We start from the raw sequence: 17,857 nt of genomic DNA, 5'->3' as shown, positions 1-17,857 counted from the left end.
GGAATATAAGATGAAAAAGTTGCCCGAAATTTTTTATCTAAATGATAAAGAAGTGGATATTTTGATTTCTCAAATAGGAATTTCTTCAGATACGCAAAAAATGATTTTACGAGTTATTTTGGAATGTAAAAACAATGTTATAGGTTATTCTAAGTTTGTTGAAGATTATTCTGTTAAAATACGTTCTCTTAAGGGAGAATTGGATTTTTTATTTCGTAAACTTTATGAAGTTAAGAGAGGAATTATTGTTAATCAGATTACATCTAATGGAGAATTGTTACCTGATAAAATAATAATAACAGATGAAAATAGTAGTGATTTTTATTATTATGCTATTGAAGATTTGTTTTTAAAACATTATGTGGGAATAGAATTTTTTAGTACTTTGCTTACAATTAAGAATATAGATAGAAATTTGTTAGCTTTTGAGAGAGAATTTGTTGTGCTTAAGAATGAAGATATTAATTTTAAATATTTTCAAGAAAGTGCTTCATTAAAGAAGATATTGATACTAGATTCTTTGATCATTCCTTCAAGACAAACATTGTATTTTGTTGAATTTATGAAAAGAATTTTATTTAGAACTGCTTCTAACAGAGTAGTTAAAGATGTTTTTATTAGAGCTAGAAATTTGAAGATTAGTGAGTATGATCGAATTTTGGATGAGGGCGTTAATGGGGTTGGAGTTGCTTATAATCTTCTTTTGGGTATTTTAGAAAATAAAGAGGAGATTTTAAATAAGAAAGGTGTTAATATTTCTAAACATTATTTTACCTTTTTAGAGGTATTAAATATTTATATTACTAATGAAAAAAAGTTAGAAGAAATTAAAAATTTAGAAAATATTAAAATTGATGAAACTTTGAAATCGATTGAAAAAGCAATAGAGTTTAAACCCGGATTTATTAATATAGAGGAATTTAAAAGTATTCTTCAAGAGCATGCTGATGAATTATCTGATGCTGAACATTTTTTTAATATAGCCAATGGATACTTTTTTGAATCCAATATTAAGGGTTCTTTGCCTAGAATATTTAGTATTAGAAGTGATATATATTTATATAAGCCATGTGCTTATTCTATTTTTTTAAAAGAATTTGATCAAATTATAATTGATGTTAAAGATAAATTGAGAAATGAATTTACAAAGATGCTTAATAATGGTAAAAATTCTTCTGTTATTTTTACAGAAGAGGGTCTTGAGAAGATGTTATCTGAATTTGTTGCTAATTATGATCTAAATGATTATTGCTTGAAAAATAAAGTTGCATTTCTTGATTTTATTGTGTCTCATTATAGGCGAGTTTCTAAAACTCAAAATATACAGACTCAAATTAAGGATATAATAAAAAATGAAGCCGCTAAATATTTTAAGAATAGTAATACATTCTTACCACTTTATAAAATTTATAAAATTGATTTGTCTAGTATTTTAGATTTTGCTTATAAAGATTTATCCTTGTTAAGGAAAATTGTGTTATTTTTGACTGGAAAATATCAAAGCTATAAAGAATCTTTATCTAGATTAAATTCTAAGGTAATAGTTAATAATCATGTTGGGGGACTTTTTGATCCAAATGAAAGAGTAAAAAGACAGCTAGATAAGAGGCGCAAACAAAGAGAGGAGATAAAAGAACAGATTAGAAATTCCTATTCCAAAAAAGGTAAAGGAACCTCTAACAAAGGACAGACAACCGGTAGGGTTTATAGCAAAAGTGAACAGGACGAAGCTTGGTTAAAATTTGAAGATAAATTGAATAAAAAATGATTATTTAAAATAAATCTTTAGGTCTTCTTGCCGTATTTTTTGAATTTTGGCATTCTGCATAGTGCTTTATTTTACCATTTTCAAATTTAGATTTCATTATAATTTTTCCGCCCCATCTACTTAACAATTCTTTAGAACCACTTCTTTGTGCATTTTTGGAAATTTTTGCCATATTAACACCTCATTGTATTAGTTTATTGTATAATAAATCTATCAAAATAAGGTTGATTTATCAAGGAATGGTTATGTTTTTGATAATGTTTTTTTTAGCTTATACTCTTTTTTCAGAAGAAATTTATTATAAATTTGTTGATTATGATATTGATTATAAAATAATTGGAAAATATGAAATTAATAAGGAAGATGCTGAAGAGGAGTATGGGTATAGATTTACTTATAATGATGGCAAACTTATAGTTGTTGATTATATTGGAAAGCTTAGTATTTTAATGCCTTCTTTTTTTGGTACAAATCAAATAAAAATAGAACATTTTAAAGATATAGAGAGAAGATTGTTTTTAAATAGAGGCTTTGCTGCTAAAAACTTGAAAGATGTTTATGTTGAACAAATAGAATATTTATCAAATGGTAAACCCAAGAGTATTTTTAATTATAATAAGTCTAATGAAATTATAAGAGATAAGTATGGAGTTGCTTATTATCATTTTGTTTATAATGATGATGGTAGTTTTTATGTTTATAGGTTTAGTGAGGTTGGTTTTCAGATTAAGGATTTAAATGATGTTTATTATACTAAAATTATTTATGAGAATTCTAATCGTACAAAAACAGTTTTATATTATGATGGTAATAACTATAATATAAAGGCTAAAAATGGAATTTATGGTTTTAAATTGACTTATGATAGTGCACATAATATTGTTAAAGAAGAATACGTAGATGAAGATTTTTCTTTGTCCTCAAATCCTTTTTCTGTTGCAGTAAAGACATATCGTTATGACTCAAGTGGTAATCTTATTGAAGTTGTAAATTATGATGTTAAGAATAATTTAACTCCTGATGAGAATAATGTGGCAATATATAGGTATGATTATAATTTAAAAGAAAAAGATTATTGTTGTAGAGAATATAATTATGATGCTAATAATAATTTGACCGTTAGTCAAAATGGTTATGCCATGAGAAAAACCATTTTTTATATACAAAATAATGAAAAGAGAATAATAAATTATAGTAATAAGATAAATAAGAATTATGATAGTGCTGTTCCTGTTAGTTATGAGGAAAAATATGAGATAATGGATAATTTTAAAGGTATTGCGGTTTATAGTTATAAATATGATAATAAATTTTATTTAATAGAGAGACTTTTTTTTGACAAAAATTTCAATTTAGTTAGTGATTCTAATGGTGTTATGATTTATAAATATGCTTATAATGAAGATGGACTTCTTGAATCTCAGGAACATTATGGAGATTTTGATAATCCTATAAGTGATATTGTAGGTGTTTTTAGGTACAAGTTTTTGTATGATATTAATGGTAATGTTATATTGAAGAGTAATTATTCTAAAAATGGAGCTTTAGTTGCAGATGAAAATGCTGTTTTTGAATATACTTATGAGTATGATAAACAAAATCGACTAATTAGTCAGAAAAATTTTGGTAATTTAGGTCAATTGCAAGATGATATTTATGGTGTTAGCATGTATAAGTATGAATATAATAAATTTGGTAAAATTTCAAAGAAAACAAATCATGGCCCAGATTTAAGATTGAGAGATAATATTGGGGGTATTTCAATTTATAAATGGATATATGATAGTAAAGGTGATTTAATTGATTTTCAAAAATTTGATTCTTTAGGTAATTTAATATAAGTATTTTTTTTTCTCATTTTTTCCAATAGAACAAAGTAGTTCATATGTACTTCTGCCAGATTCTTTACTAAGTATATCTAAGCTTAATCTTTCAGAAACTATTTCTACTTTGTCTCCTATATTGATTTTTAGATCTTGAGGTATTTCTATGATGGAAATGTTCATACATATTTTTCCTCTAATAAAACATTTTTTATTTTTTATTATGCAATAAAAATTTTTAGATGTATTTTGTGGTATTCCATCAAAGTATCCAACAGGTATAAGTCCAATTTGCATATCTTCTTTTGCTTTAAAGAGTCCAGAATACGATATTTGGTCTCCTTTTTTGATATTTTTAATAAATATTACTTTTGAGTATAAATTTAGTACAGGCTTCAGTTTTAAATTATTGTTTTGATTGTTAGGATTTGGGTGATATCCGTATAAAATAAGGCCTGGCCTTATCATGTTAAATTTTTCACTTATTTTATAGTTTGTTATGTGTCCTGAGTTGGAAATATGAATGAATTTTGGATTTATATTTTTATTTTTAAGTTCATTTATGAGATAATCAAATTTTTTGCTTTGTGTTTGCGTAATTTTTGTGTTTTCTGTTGTTGGTAAATGTGTGCAAATTCCTTCAAATTCTACCAATTTTGAATCTTGAATTTTAGTTGCTAGATTTAAAGCATTTTCTGTTTTGATTCCATATCTGTTCATTCCTACATCCACTTTTAAATGAACTTTAATTTTTTTATTTTGCCTTTTACATTCTTCTTCTATTAATGATAAGTATTGAGAGTCAGCAACAAAAGGTGTAATTTCGAAATTTACTAAATTTTTTATTGCATTTTTATTGATATTATTGATATAGAGTAGTATGTTTGATTTTTTATCGATTTTCCTAAGTTTTAGAGCGTCATATATTGAAAAAAGACCAAAATAATTTATATTTTTTTCTTTAAAAAATTTAAATGTTTGAATAAGTCCATGTCCGTAAGCATCTGCTTTTAGTGTTGCTACTAATTCTTTTTTGTGAACATGACTTTTAATTGTAATTAGATTATGTTCTAGATTTTTAAAGTTTATTATTATTTCTTTATGTTTTGTCATTTTGTACATTATATTAAATATCTACAAAATTCACATTGATACTTTGAAATTTATTTAAATTGTTTGACTGATATAAAGCATTTATATTAATCTTTGTTAGATTTAAAGAAAAGGAATCCTTGGTGCAAAAAAATGAATTATTCCGATAATTAATGCTAGTATTCCTATCAATTTTTTGTTGTTTTCAACTAATGATTGAAATTTTCCATATTCTTTGTTGTTTTGAAGAGTTATAGGCATCTTCTGATTTAAAAATAAGATAAACCCAATAAGAAATAAACTGATGGCAGGAAATAAATTTCCAATTATTGGTAAATCATAGGGGATAATTATTTCCAATATACTTACTGTTATAAAAATTGTACCAAAAATACTTCTTGCAGCTTTATTATTGTTAATTGCATTGACAAATTCGTCAAAGATAATTAAACACTTAAGCTTGTCTCTTAAAGTTGGAAATGCTAGTATTATTCCTCCTAAAATATTAAGTAAAACAGATATAAAATATATTTGTAACATCTCTTATCCTCCAAGATCTAATCTTTTATTAAAATATGCCTTGTAGCCCTTTTGAGTTATTAGCATTATATTTAACAAACTTTCATTCTTATATGCAACATTAGTATATAACGTATAGTTAATCTTGTCTATGTAAATCATATTATTTTCAACAAGTTTACTATCTAAGTATAATTCTATATTGGCTTTACCAAAATATTTGATGTCATTATTTTGGATATTAATTTTAAGATATAAATTTTTATTTTTTATTTTATGTTCTATTGTAATTGTAGGATTATGTTTATTTTCTATTTTTTGTAATTTGGGAATTATTATGACCTTAGTAGTAATTAAAATGATTACAAAAATTATTCCAAGCATTAGTTTTTTTTTAAGGAGTTTTTTATTTGTTTCTTCTACTTTGTATTTACAATTGTTATTTTTCATATATTTTGGTGATAAATTATTTCATAATTTAAGCAATGTATTTAAATTCCACCAATAGACACTAACTCCGCTTTTCTCTGCATAAAGTATACTAAGTATTCCGTCTTTTGATAGACTTTCAGCAAGAAATTTAAGATTAGGTGGTTCAATTAGTATCATTTGTTCTTTTATCTTTCCTCTATTGTCTAATTTCCATATTAAAATATTAGATAAATTTTTCATATTAGTAGATGCTATTATTTTATTTTTTTGAATTCCAATGATATTGATAAAACTTTCTTGTTGATCATCTAATAAATTTTGCGGTAGCGTAATTTTGTTTTTTATTTCAAATTCTTTATTTTTATTTAAGCTCATTGTATAAAAGTGTTGATTTTTGATTCTGACTCCTAGGTCATTAATGTTTTCATTTGTTCTAATGTTTTCATAGTATGTTGTCTTTGCATAAATAATTTTTTTATTTACTTCAAAAAATATTTTGTCTATTGATATATTATATTTTTTTTTCTCTTCTTCTGGTATTTGTAATATGTTTGTGTTTATATATATCTTATAAAGAGGTGAGAGATCTTGATCGTAAGAGTATATTATGTAACCTTCGTGATATATGGTTATTATTGCTATGTTATTTCCATCATCGATATTAATATCACAAACTTCTGGAAATGGCGTTCCATTATGTCCTTCTTGTCCCAGTATTGCTACAGATGAATCTTTATTTAGAATAAAGATTTGTGTAGAGTATGCTATGTTTTCTTTTTCGTCGAATTTAGATTTTGTGTTGTTTATTTTATCTGATACTATGATAAAGTCTTTTGATGGATATATAGTCTGGATATTTTCAAAGTTTACTTTTTTTATTTTCAGATTGTCATTTGTTTTAAATATGCCATTTTGGTAAGTTTGAATTAATTTTCCATAAGATGTAAAAATCATGAGTTTGTTTGCTTTTGTCTCTACAATATATACAAGACCGTTGTATGTTTTAATATCAAAGCCTGAATTTGTAAATTTGTTTGTAAGTGGTGTTATTTCTCCGGGTAGTGTTCCAAATGGTATTTTAAACTGTTGTTCTCCAAGTTCGTTTAAAGTTTTAGTGTTACATGATATAATTATAAAAAATATATTTAAATGAATTTTATAAAACTTTTTCATGTTTTAGATGTTATTATTTTAAATAGTTAAAAGTCAATTATTTTAGGAGTATTGATACCTAATATGTTAAGAGCAATATTTGAGGCGACTGTTGGCTCAAAGAGTAAAAGGGATTTAAAAAGTTATCTTCCTGTTTTAAGAAATATTAATAAACTTGAATCTTGGGCACTATCTTTGTTGGATGAGGATTTTTCAAGGGAAACAGAAAAATTCAAAAATGAACTTCAGAGTGGTAAGACTTTAGAAGATATTTTAGAGAGAGCATTTGCACTCTCTAGAGAAGCTGCAAGAAGGCGACTTAAAGAGAGACCTTATGATGTTCAACTTATTGCTGGTCTTGCGCTTCATCAAGGTAAAATAATAGAAATGAAGACAGGAGAAGGTAAAACTTTGTCTTCTGTTCAGGCTGCTTATCTTAATAGTTTAACAGGTGATGGTGTTATTATTGTTACGGTTAATGATTATCTTGCAGAACGTGATTCAAATTGGATGAAACCTGTTTTTGATCTTTTGGGAGTGAGTGTTGGTGTTGTACTCTCTAATATGGATTCTTCTAGACGAAAGATAGAATATGGTAAAGATATTACCTATGTTACGAATAATGAGCTTGGATTTGATTATTTAAGAGATAATATGTGTTTTGATTTGTCTCAGAAATCTTTAAGAAATTTTAATTATTGCATTATTGATGAAATTGATTCTATTTTAATAGATGAAGCTAGAACACCTTTAATTATTTCAGGTTCAACTGAAGGTGATACTAGTGCTTATCTTACTGTTAATTCTCTTGTTCCTTTTCTAAAAGAGTGTTCTAAAGATCTAAAAACAGGAGATTATCCTTTAGAGATTGATGATCTTGATGGAGATTATACAATTGATGAAAAGGCTAAAAGAATATCTTTTACCGTTAATGGATTAAATAATCTTGAACGAATTTTAGTTTCGAAGGGCATAATTCAAGGGTCTATGTATGTTGATTCTAATTTTAATTATGTTCATTATATGACTCAGGCATTAAAGGCACATTTGTTGTTTTTAAAGGATAGGGAATACATTGTTGGAGATTTTGGTGTTGAAATTGTTGATGAATTTACAGGTCGTGTTTTAAAAGGACGAAGATATTCAGATGGTCTACATCAAGCTATTGAAGCTAAGGAAGGTGTTAGAGTTGCAAGTGAAAATAAGACTATGGCAACAATTACATTTCAAAATTTATTTAGGATGTTTAATAAGATTTCTGGTATGACTGGTACTGCAGATACAGAAGCGAAAGAGTTTCATAGAATATATGATCTTGATGTTGTAGTAGTTCCTACTAATAAATTGGTTGCAAGAATAGATGAAGATGATATCATTTATTATACTGAGGACTTTAAGTTTAGAGCAATTACGGATGAAGTTTTTGAGGCTTATAAGAGAGGACAACCTGTTCTTGTTGGGACAGTTTCTATTGAAAAGTCTGAAATTTTATCTAATATGTTTAAAAATAGAGGGATTAAACATGAAGTTTTAAATGCTAAAAATCATTTTCGTGAAGCATTAATTATTGCTGAAGCAGGGGCAAAATATTCTGTTACAATTGCAACTAATATGGCTGGCCGTGGTACTGATATTAAGCTTGGAGGTAATCTTGAACATAGAGTTCGTAAAAAATTTGGGACAGAAATAAGTTTTGATGATTTACAGAAAGCTATGCAAAGCGAGAGAGAGCAGTATCTTAAAGATTATGAAGAAGTTAAATCGCTTGGTGGGCTTTATGTTATTGGTAGTGAGCGTCATGAATCGCGAAGAATAGACAATCAGCTTAGAGGACGTGGGGGAAGACAGGGAGATCCTGGCAGATCAAGGTTTTATGTATCTCTTGAGGATGATTTGATGAGGCTTTTTGCAGGGGACAATTTAAGAGCTCTTATGGGGAAACTTGGAATGGCTACAGGTGAACCCATTGCGCATTCTTTATTAACAAAATCTTTGGTTAATGCACAAAGGCGTGTAGAGGATCGAAATTTTGAGATTAGAAAACATCTCTTAGAGTATGATGATGTCATAACGAAACATAGAGAATTTATTTATTCTCAGAGAAATTTAATTCTTGCTGATAATAATATTAAGGAACGTATTCTTCTCTCTTTAAGAGAATATCTTGATTTTTTATTCGATCAAGTGAAAGGAGATGTGGTCACAAGTTCTGTTTTAAATGAAATAAATTCAGTTTTTGCTTATATGATGGAAAGTGTTGGTTCTGTTGAGAAAATGAGTATTGCTGATTTAAAAGATAAGTTAATGGAAGTTGCTAGGTCTAATCTAGATATAAAAGAAGAATTAATTGGTTCTGAACTTTTAAATGAATTTTTAAAATATGAATATTTGAAAAATATTGATTCTAAATTTCAGGAGCATCTTGCAAATCTTGATTCTTTAAGAGAATCAGTTTATCTTAGATCTTATGCTAATAAAAATCCAATTACTGAATATAAAGAAGAGGGTTTTGCAATTTTTAGTGAACTTATTAAAGATATTAAGATCGAAACTTTAAGACGAACTTTGCAGGTAAAGATTGATGTTGATTCTAGTAATTATAAAAATAAAAAACCTAAAGATGTTCATGCTACTCATAAGGAGTTTTCAGGTATTGTTTCTAGGGAAAGAGATGATTCGGTGGGGGTGCAAATAGTTAGAAATACTCCCAAGATTGGAAGAAATGAACCTTGTTATTGTGGAAGTAAAAAAAAATATAAAAATTGTCATGGAAAAAATTAAAAAGGGGGTGTTGTTATGTTTAAATTACCAGAACTTGGCTATTCTTATGATGCTTTGGAGCCTTATATTGATGCTAAGACAATGGAAATTCATCATAGTAAGCATCATAATGCTTATACAGTAAATTTAAATTCTGTACTTGAAAAGACAAAAGTAAATTGTTCTTATGATATTGAAAGTATATTAAAAAATATTCAGCGATTTCCAATTGAATTTCAAAAAGTTGTTAAAAATAATGCAGGTGGATATGCTAATCATAATTTATATTTTAGAACTTTAAAACCTGGCAATAAAGATAATATTTTGAAAAATTTTGAAGAGCATGTAAATGCTACTTTTAGTAGTCTTGATAATTTGAAGGTGGCCTTAAAAGATTTAGCTGTTAGTATTTTTGGAAGTGGTTGGGCTTGGTTGGTTCTTTATGCAAATAGGGAGCTGCAAGTAATATCAAGACCAAATCAAGATAGTCCTTTGATGGAGGATTATAAGCCAATTTTAGGTATTGATGTTTGGGAACATGCTTATTATCTTAAATATCAAAATAGAAGGGCTGAATATATTGATGCGTTTTTTAAGACATTAAATTGGGAAGAAATTTCGCGAATTTATAATGAAATCATAGAATAATTATAATTTTAATAGGTAAATATTTTTATTTGTTTCAAAACTAGGATTAAATATAAATATGTATAGTGTGTTCCTCTTGTCTAATATATGTCTATATTTAATCCTAGTTCATTTTAATAATATGTTATTAAAATTGATAAGTAATAATGTATTCTTTATAGCTCGTTATTGTAATTGTGTTTTTCAATGTCATTAAAATATTTTACTGTTCCAACCTTAAGTTCATATGTTGCAGCTTCATCTGATACTATAATTGCATTTTTATGTAACTGCAAAATACTAATTGGCCACATGTGATTTACTCCTTTTTCAATGGCATGTTTTAGTGCTCTTGATTTGTTGTGTCCATTTACTATAATCATTACTTCTTTGGAATCCATAATTGTTCCAACCCCTACTGTTAAAGCGCTTTTTGGAACTTTGTTGATGTCGTTTTCAAAAAATCTTGAATTTGCTATAATTGTGTCTTGTGTGAGTGTTTTAATTCTTGTCCTTGATTTAAGAGATGATCCAGGTTCATTGAAGGCAATGTGACCATCAGGTCCAATTCCTCCCACAAAAAGTGTAATGCCACCATAAGATTTGATTTTTTTCTCATATTTTTCACATTCATTTATAAGATTGATAGCATTGCCATTTAGTATATTGACATTTTCTTTTTGGATGTTTATATGTGAAAAAAAATTGTTCCACATAAATGAGTAGTAACTTTCAGGATGATTTTTATCAAGACCTATGTATTCGTCCATATTGAATGTGATCACATTTTCAAATGATATTTTATTTAATTTGTTGAGTTCAATTAGGTTTTGGTACATTCCAATTGGTGAACTACCTGTTGGAAGCCCTAAAATGAATGGTTTTTCTTTTGTAGGTTCCCATTCTTTTATTTTTCTGGCTACATGATTAGCAGCCCATCTTGACATTTCATTATAAGTAGCTCTAATAATTAATCTCATTTGTTGCTCCTTGTATTTTTGGATTAATAACACTAAAGTTTATTGAAAATTATTTTTGATTCTATCATTGTTAATTTTAGATTTAAGTCTTTGTCAAGAACATTTATATTTGCATCATACCCATGACATATTAAACCTTTTTTTTCAAGATTAATGATTCTAATCGGATTATATGAACTTGCTTGAATAGCATCGCTTAAACTGTATCCAAATTCTACTAAATTTTTAATTCCTTGTATCATTGTAAGTGCAGATCCTGCTATTGTGTCACTTTCTATAATATAAAATAGGCCGTTGTTTTTAAGATATACTTTTTCTCCATTGGCTATTAATTCTCCAGATGGTTGTAGTGTTGGGGTTAATCCATCAGTTACAAGTACCAACTTGCTTATGTCTTTGAGTTTTCTAAGCATTAAAACAAGTTTTGGATGAACATGATGTCCATCAGCAATAATTTCACAAGATACATCTCCATGAATTAAGGCAGCTCCTATTGCATTTGGATTTCTATGGTCGAGCTTTGACATTGCATTAAAAAAATGAGTTGTGTGAAGTATACCTACTTGAAAACCTTCTATCATATTTTCGTATTTTGCATTTGTATGCCCTGCTTGAAGTGTGATATTGTTTTCCATACAAAATATTGCAAGTTCCCTCATTCCTTTAAGTTCAGGTGCAACCGTCATTGTTGCAATATTTGTTCTTTTTCTACCAAAAGAGTCTGTAAAAGTTCCTCCTGCTGCTTCTATAAATTTTTTCATTATCTCAATGCTTGGTTTTTGGAGATAAGAAGTAGGATGAGCTCCTTTTTTTTCGGGAGAAAAAAATGGTCCTTCAAGGTGAAGTCCTAAAATTTTTGCACCCTTTTCTTTTCCTATCGCTTGTGTGCATGCTTTAATTGTTTCAATCATTTCTTCAGTTGGACGAGGATAGAGTGTTGGTAAAAATCCTACTACTCCGTATTCTGCTAAATGTTCTGACATTTTGATAATAGAGTTTGTTGAACATTGATCAGTTCCATATCCATAAAATCCATGTATGTGATTATCATAAAGACCAGGTGTTATGTAATTACCTTTGATGTCAATCATTTCATAATCTTGTAATTCAAGTTTTTCAAGTCTGTCGGATGTTACGATATCAAAAATTTTATTTTCTCTAATCAGGACAGCTGAGTTGTCTATTTTATCATTTCCTGTAAGTACAGATTTTGCGTTAAATAAACAAAAATTTGACATATGCGCTCTCCTATTAACTTAAATTTTACTATAAATAAGGATCTTTTTTAAAGATACTTATTTGTTATTTATATCTAAAATTAGATTTTTATTATTGGCTTTAAAGTATAATATTATTTCTTATGTAATATCTATATGTTTTTATGTTAAACTTTCTACTTAAGAGGTGTTGTAATGTCTTCTGGATTTTTTGTTCCTGGTGTAGATAATAAATATAATACCAAAGAAATCCGTGAATCAATGCTTAAGCCTGATAAGTCTAAAATAGATTCGTCTGTGCAAAAGCTTGAAAGTTTGCAACAGGAAAAACGTGCTTGGCAAACAATTAATAAAAAGGTATCTGTTTTGAATTCTCTTGCAAAACAAATTACATCTCTTGATGGTCCTTTTAATTATATGTCGGGTAATTCTAGCAATAATGATGTTCTGTCTGTTTCTGCTCGTTATGGGGCTAAAAATGAAAATTATAAAATCGGTGTTAATCAAATAGCAAGTTCTGATGTTTTCTTATCTGCAAATTTTAAACAAAAAGAAATTAATATTCCTGTAGGAGAATATACATTTTTAGTTGGGAAGAAAGAAATTAAGATTAGAAATAATGGAGATCTTGAATCTCTTGTTAGAGATGTTAATAATAGAGGCAAGGGATTTTTGTCTGCTAAAATTGTTAAGAGTGATAGTTCTGGTAATAGTAGGTTAATTTTGCAGTCTTTAAAGGAAGGTGAAAATAATAGACTTATTATGAAAGATGAAGCTTTAAATCTTGCTAAGAAAATAGGCATTTTAAGTGAACGTACGACAAATTTTAGTCCAAATATAAGGGAAATTGTTAATAGTCAACAAAATAGTAGTAATAAAATTTTTCTTGATAAAGATGATATTGTGTTAGAGCCCCTTTCAGAGATTGCAATAAGTATTCCAGACAATATTGAAATTGGTAAGGGGAGTAAAATTAAATTTGAAATTAAATATTATGATATGGATGATAAGAGTATTTTAAATGAAATAGTTTTTAATCCTGGTGAGGCTACATTTGAGGGTGCTAAAGTTGAAGGTGAGGATAGTATTATTAATCTTGAATCTGATTATAAACCTTTTTTGAAAGAAAAAAAATATATTCAAATGAATATGATTAAGATTCACAGTGGTACAGGTTCTTTAGAATTACCCCCAATCAATGTTGCAAGTGATTTTGAAAAAGTTGAGGTTGAAGTTGGGTCTCTTTTAGGTTTAAAGGAGATTAATATTGAGAATAAATTAAATAATAAGGCTTTTGTTATTCGAAATATTGAAATATTTGATCCAAAAAACAGAGATGGTCATTTGCCAATTAATGCTAAAAGCTTTGCAGAGAATGCAAAAATGAAGTTTGATGGAGTTGATGTTGAACGAGATTCGAATACTATTAATGATTTAATACCAAATGTTACATTAAATTTAAAACAGTCATCAGATGATACTGTTGATGTGCGTGTTGAACCTGATTATGAAGGGATTAGGAAACTTTTATTAGATTTTTTAATTGCCTATAATGAAGTTTTGGCTGGGATTAATATTGTAAGCTTGAATGAAGATAATGTGGATACTCAAAAGTCAGATTTATTAGAGGAATGGTCTTATTTAAATGAAGAGGAAAAGGAAGAGGCTTATAAAAATTTGGGAATTCTTAGAAGTGAATTTACACTGAAAAATCTTAAATCAAGATTAGAATCAATAATGTTTAATGTTTATAGAACAAATGATCCTAATTTTTCACTTATTAATCAGATGGGAGTTTTTACTAGTTCTATGTCTTCATCAGGAGGATTTTCACGTTATTTAAAACTTGATGAGAAGAAATTTAATGAGGTTTTACAGAGTAATATTAGTTCAGTTAAAGAGTTTTTTGCGTTTGATTTTAATGATGATAGAATTTATGATGATGGGCTTGCTAAGGTGCTTGGTGATTATTTGTCTCTCTTAATAGGTGCTGGGGGATTTATTTATAATAAGATAAAAAGTTATGATTTTAGAATTCCCAATCAAAAAAATATGGTTGAAGATTATAAAAGGAAATATGAAGAGAGAGAAAGAAAGGTTGAAGGAGAACTTAATACTTTGGATTTTACTGTAAAGCGAATGAAAGAACAGGAAGAAATTCTTAAGTCTTTAAATTTATATAGACAAAACAAGTAACAAATTTAATTTAAATGAATATTGTATTTATTTTTTTCTTGTTTTTGTGATATCCTTTTAAAAAGACGACAAATGGATTTGTCGAAAACATCAAAATTATATTAATTTATCACGGAGGAAATGATATATGATCATAAATCATAATACGTCAGCTATAAATGCTTCAAGAAATAATGCTATTAATGTTGCTAATCTTAGCAAAACTCAAGAAAAACTTTCTAGTGGGCATAGAATTAATCGTGCATCTGATGATGCTGCTGGTATGGGTGTTGCTGGGAAAATTAACGCTCAAATTAGAGGGTTATCCCAAGCTTCAAGAAATACTTCAAAGGCGATAAATTTTATTCAAACAACAGAAGGAAATTTGGATGAAGTAGAGAAAGTGTTGGTGAGAATGAAAGAGCTTGCTGTTCAATCTGGTAATGGTACATATTCAGATGCAGACAGAGGTTCTATTCAGATTGAAGTTGAACAACTTACAGATGAGATCAATAGAATTGCTGATCAAGCACAATATAACCATATGCATATGTTATCTAATAGATCATCTGCTGAGCATGTAAGAACAGCTGAAGAGCTTGGAATGCAACCTGTAAAGATTAATACACCAGCATCATTATCTGGCTCACAAGCTTCATGGACATTAAGAGTACATGTTGGTGCAAATCAGGATGAAGCAATTGCTGTTAATATTTATGCAGCTAATGTTGCAAATCTTTTTTCAGGTGAGGGTGCTCAACAAGTAGCTCCAGCTCAAGAGGGTGCACAGCAAGAAGGAGCACAAGCAGCTCCAGCTCCAGCAGCAGCTCCAGCTCAAGGTGGAGTTAACTCTCCAGTTAATGTTACAACTGCTGTTGATGCTAATATGTCACTTACAAAAATAGAAGATGCTATTAGAATGATAACTGATCAAAGAGCAAATCTTGGTGCTTTCCAAAACAGACTTGAATCTGTTAAAGCTAGCACAGAGTATGCTATTGAAAATTTAAAAGCGTCTTATGCTCAAATTAAAGATGCAACAATGACAGATGAAATTGTAGCATCTACAACAAACAGTATTTTGACACAGTCTGCAATGGCTATGATTGCACAAGCAAATCAAGTGCCTCAATATGTATTGTCCTTGCTTAGATAAATTTGATTTTTTAATAAGGGTCTGTTAGAAGACCCTTATTTTTATTTGTGTCAATCAAAATTTGATATTTAAGTGCTATAATATTGTTTTATGTAAAATTATGTTTTAGTATTAGGAGTTTGCTTTGTATAAAGCTAGTGTGACAGTCAGGAACCTTTATAAAACATTTTCTTATAATAGAAATAAAAAACAAATTTTTAAGGCCATCAATAATTATAAGAATGGTAAAGATCGATCTGATATTTACAAAGAATTTTCTGTTTTTATTGCAAATGCAAACATTAATCTTGATATTTATGAAAATGAAATTTTAGTTATTATGGGTATGTCAGGTTGTGGTAAGTCTACTTTTGTTAGATGTTTAAATGGTATACATAAAATAGATTCTGGTTCTATTTTAGTAGATAATATTGAAATGAATGATATTAATCAAAAGGATCTCTCTGCTTTGAGAAAAGATAAGTTTGCAATGGTTTTTCAGAATTTTGGGCTCTTTCCACATATGAATGTTTTAAGAAATGTGACTTATGGCCTTGAAGTTAAAAGTGTTCCTAAGAAAGTGAGGATTCAAAGAGCCCTTGATATTTTAAGACTTGTTGGGCTTGAAGATTCCAAGTATAAATATATAAGTGAACTTTCAGGTGGAATGAAACAAAGAGTGGGTATAGCAAGAGCTTTAGTTGTTAATCCTGATATACTTTTAATGGATGAAGCTTTTTCAGCTCTTGATCCTTTAATTCGAGGTGAGATGCAGTGTGAGCTTTTAAGATTGGTAGACAAGTTAAAAAAAACAGTTGTATTTATTACTCATGATTTAATTGAGGCTTTTAAATTAGGCAATAGAATTGCTTTTATGAGAGATGGTGAGATTATTCAGGTAGGCAGACCATTAGAAATATTAAGAGAGCCTAAGACAGAGTTTATAACTAATTTTATTAAAAATCTTCCTGTTTTAAATATTTTAAAAATCAAAGATATTATCAAAGTTGATTTTGATCATTATGGATATAATGATCAATTTAATGTTATCATTAAAAAAGAGAATGATAGTTTTATATTGCATGACATTTCTATTGGTAAAAAATATAGTAATGTTGTTTCTTTAAATTTGGATTTAAGTGATGAGATAAAAAGTGTCGTTAAATATTTAAATAAGTTAGATTATTTGATTGTGACAAAAGAACAAGGTGATATTATTGGATATATTGATTTAGGAGAGATTGCTGCTTTATTGGCAAGATAGTTATTTATGAATAGGGATTTTATAGTTAGTAGTATAGATAAGGCATTTGATTTTTTGGTTGATAATTTTGCAAATTCTAGTGGTATTGGATTTGCTAAGGTTATAGATTTTTTTTATGAAAATTTGAAAAGGTTGTTTACCGTAATTAATCCTGTTCTTTTTATTGTAATAATTTGTGTTTTTAGTTTTTTATTTTTGAAAAAAAGATTGGCACTTTTGATTATGTTGGGCTTTTGTTTTATTTTATATTTTGATCTTTGGGAAGTTTCTATGGATACAATATCACTTATTTTTGTATCTGTATTTTTTTCTGTACTTTGGGGAATTTTAATAGGTATTTTGGGTGGGTATTGTGCAAAATTTTATGTTTTTTTAAAACCATTTCTTGATTTGATGCAAGCAATGCCCCCATTTGTTTATTTGATCCCAGCTATATCGTTTTTCGATACGGGTACGTCTTCGGCAATTTTTGCTACAATAATTTTTGCAATGCCCCCAGTTATTAGATATACACGATTAGGAATTATTCAAGTTCCAAGTGAGGTTATTGAAGCTGCAAAATCTTTTGGAAGTAGTAGTGCTCGTATTCTTTTTCAAATTCAATTACCATTGGCTTTACAGAGTATAATAGAGGGGATTAATCAATCAATAATGATGGCAATATCTATGATAGTGATTGCGGCAATGGTTGGGTCCTCAGGACTTGGTAGAACCGTGATATATTCTGTTGAAAGGTTACATTTTGCTGAAGGTTTAATATCTGGATTGGCTGTTGTAATAATAGCTATTATTTTAGATAGAATTATGCAAGCTATTTTCATTAAATTTAGTTATTTAAATACTGATAATTATGGGGGTAAAAAAGAAAATAAGTTCAAAAGGTTTTTAGAAATGTATAACAAATAATGCTTTG

The 17,857-nt window shown here is 28.0% G+C and carries 15 protein-coding genes; 8 read left to right on the top strand and 7 right to left on the bottom strand.

Annotated features, from left to right (window positions below; genetic code table 11):
* The first annotated feature begins 10 nt into the window (after positions 1-10).
* Complete coding sequence (locus BDU_RS00800) at positions 11-1,768, top strand: hypothetical protein (RefSeq protein WP_012537930.1); 1,758 nt, start codon at positions 11-13, stop codon at positions 1,766-1,768.
* Between the two features lie 4 nt (positions 1,769-1,772).
* Here the strand turns inward: BDU_RS00800 and BDU_RS08445 are convergent, their stop codons facing one another.
* Complete coding sequence (locus BDU_RS08445) at positions 1,773-1,940, bottom strand: hypothetical protein (RefSeq protein WP_012537929.1); 168 nt, start codon at positions 1,938-1,940, stop codon at positions 1,773-1,775.
* A 73-nt stretch (positions 1,941-2,013) separates the two neighbouring features.
* On the opposite strand from BDU_RS08445, the gene BDU_RS00795 reads away from it, so the two are divergent.
* Entirely contained in the window at positions 2,014-3,609 is a 1,596-nt protein-coding gene (locus tag BDU_RS00795) for an RHS repeat domain-containing protein (RefSeq protein ID WP_041177681.1), read from the top strand.
* On the opposite strand, the gene alr is transcribed toward BDU_RS00795, so the two are convergent.
* The 4 genes from alr to BDU_RS00775 all read right to left on the bottom strand — a co-directional run bounded on the left by alr (position 3,601) and on the right by BDU_RS00775 (position 6,807).
* Positions 3,601-4,704: an alanine racemase gene (alr, locus tag BDU_RS00790; protein WP_193333500.1), complete on the bottom strand. Its 1,104-nt coding sequence runs from the start codon at positions 4,702-4,704 to the stop codon at positions 3,601-3,603. The genes BDU_RS00795 and alr overlap by 9 nt on opposite strands.
* 102 nt (positions 4,705-4,806) lie before the next feature.
* Positions 4,807-5,223: a hypothetical protein gene (locus tag BDU_RS00785; protein ID WP_012537926.1), complete on the bottom strand. Its 417-nt coding sequence runs from the start codon at positions 5,221-5,223 to the stop codon at positions 4,807-4,809.
* Positions 5,224-5,226: 3 nt separating this feature from the next.
* Complete coding sequence (locus BDU_RS00780) at positions 5,227-5,652, bottom strand: hypothetical protein (RefSeq protein WP_012537925.1); 426 nt, start codon at positions 5,650-5,652, stop codon at positions 5,227-5,229.
* 21 nt (positions 5,653-5,673) lie between these two features.
* Positions 5,674-6,807 carry an LIC_12708 family protein gene (locus tag BDU_RS00775; protein ID WP_012537924.1) on the bottom strand — a complete coding sequence of 378 codons (1,134 nt, stop codon included), beginning with the start codon at positions 6,805-6,807 and terminating at the stop codon, positions 5,674-5,676.
* Positions 6,808-6,870: 63 nt separating this feature from the next.
* On the opposite strand from BDU_RS00775, the gene secA reads away from it, so the two are divergent.
* On the top strand, positions 6,871-9,567 hold the full coding sequence (secA, locus tag BDU_RS00770) for a preprotein translocase subunit SecA (protein ID WP_041177680.1): 2,697 nt from the start codon (positions 6,871-6,873) through the stop codon (positions 9,565-9,567).
* Between the two features lie 15 nt (positions 9,568-9,582).
* Positions 9,583-10,194, top strand: coding sequence for a superoxide dismutase (locus BDU_RS00765; RefSeq protein WP_012537922.1), 612 nt, complete (start codon positions 9,583-9,585; stop codon positions 10,192-10,194).
* 155 nt (positions 10,195-10,349) lie between these two features.
* On the opposite strand, the gene nagB is transcribed toward BDU_RS00765, so the two are convergent.
* Both nagB and nagA read right to left on the bottom strand, forming a co-directional pair.
* Positions 10,350-11,153, bottom strand: coding sequence for a glucosamine-6-phosphate deaminase (gene nagB, locus BDU_RS00760; RefSeq protein WP_041177679.1), 804 nt, complete (start codon positions 11,151-11,153; stop codon positions 10,350-10,352).
* A gap of 32 nt (positions 11,154-11,185) precedes the next feature.
* Entirely contained in the window at positions 11,186-12,391 is a 1,206-nt protein-coding gene (nagA, locus tag BDU_RS00755) for an N-acetylglucosamine-6-phosphate deacetylase (RefSeq protein ID WP_012537920.1), read from the bottom strand.
* 174 nt (positions 12,392-12,565) lie between these two features.
* Here nagA and fliD point away from each other — a divergent pair, with 174 nt between their 5' ends.
* From fliD to BDU_RS00735, 4 genes are all read left to right on the top strand, one after another.
* Positions 12,566-14,566: a flagellar filament capping protein FliD gene (fliD, locus tag BDU_RS00750; protein ID WP_012537919.1), complete on the top strand. Its 2,001-nt coding sequence runs from the start codon at positions 12,566-12,568 to the stop codon at positions 14,564-14,566.
* Between the two features lie 127 nt (positions 14,567-14,693).
* Positions 14,694-15,701, top strand: coding sequence for a flagellin N-terminal helical domain-containing protein (locus BDU_RS00745; protein WP_012537918.1), 1,008 nt, complete (start codon positions 14,694-14,696; stop codon positions 15,699-15,701).
* 124 nt (positions 15,702-15,825) lie between these two features.
* A complete protein-coding gene (locus BDU_RS00740; protein ID WP_012537917.1) occupies positions 15,826-16,944 on the top strand; it encodes an ATP-binding cassette domain-containing protein in 1,119 nt (372 codons plus the stop codon).
* Between the two features lie 6 nt (positions 16,945-16,950).
* The gene (locus tag BDU_RS00735) at positions 16,951-17,850 is read left to right on the top strand and encodes an ABC transporter permease (protein WP_012537916.1); all 900 of its coding nucleotides are present in this window, start codon (positions 16,951-16,953) and stop codon (positions 17,848-17,850) included.
* Positions 17,851-17,857 lie beyond the last annotated feature (7 nt).

Origin of the sequence: Borrelia duttonii Ly (assembly GCF_000019685.1) — a bacterium.
In the GTDB taxonomy this organism is placed as follows: domain Bacteria; phylum Spirochaetota; class Spirochaetia; order Borreliales; family Borreliaceae; genus Borrelia; species Borrelia duttonii.
Note: the sequence above shows the minus strand (reverse complement) of the source record. Positions and strands in the feature narration are given on the sequence as shown.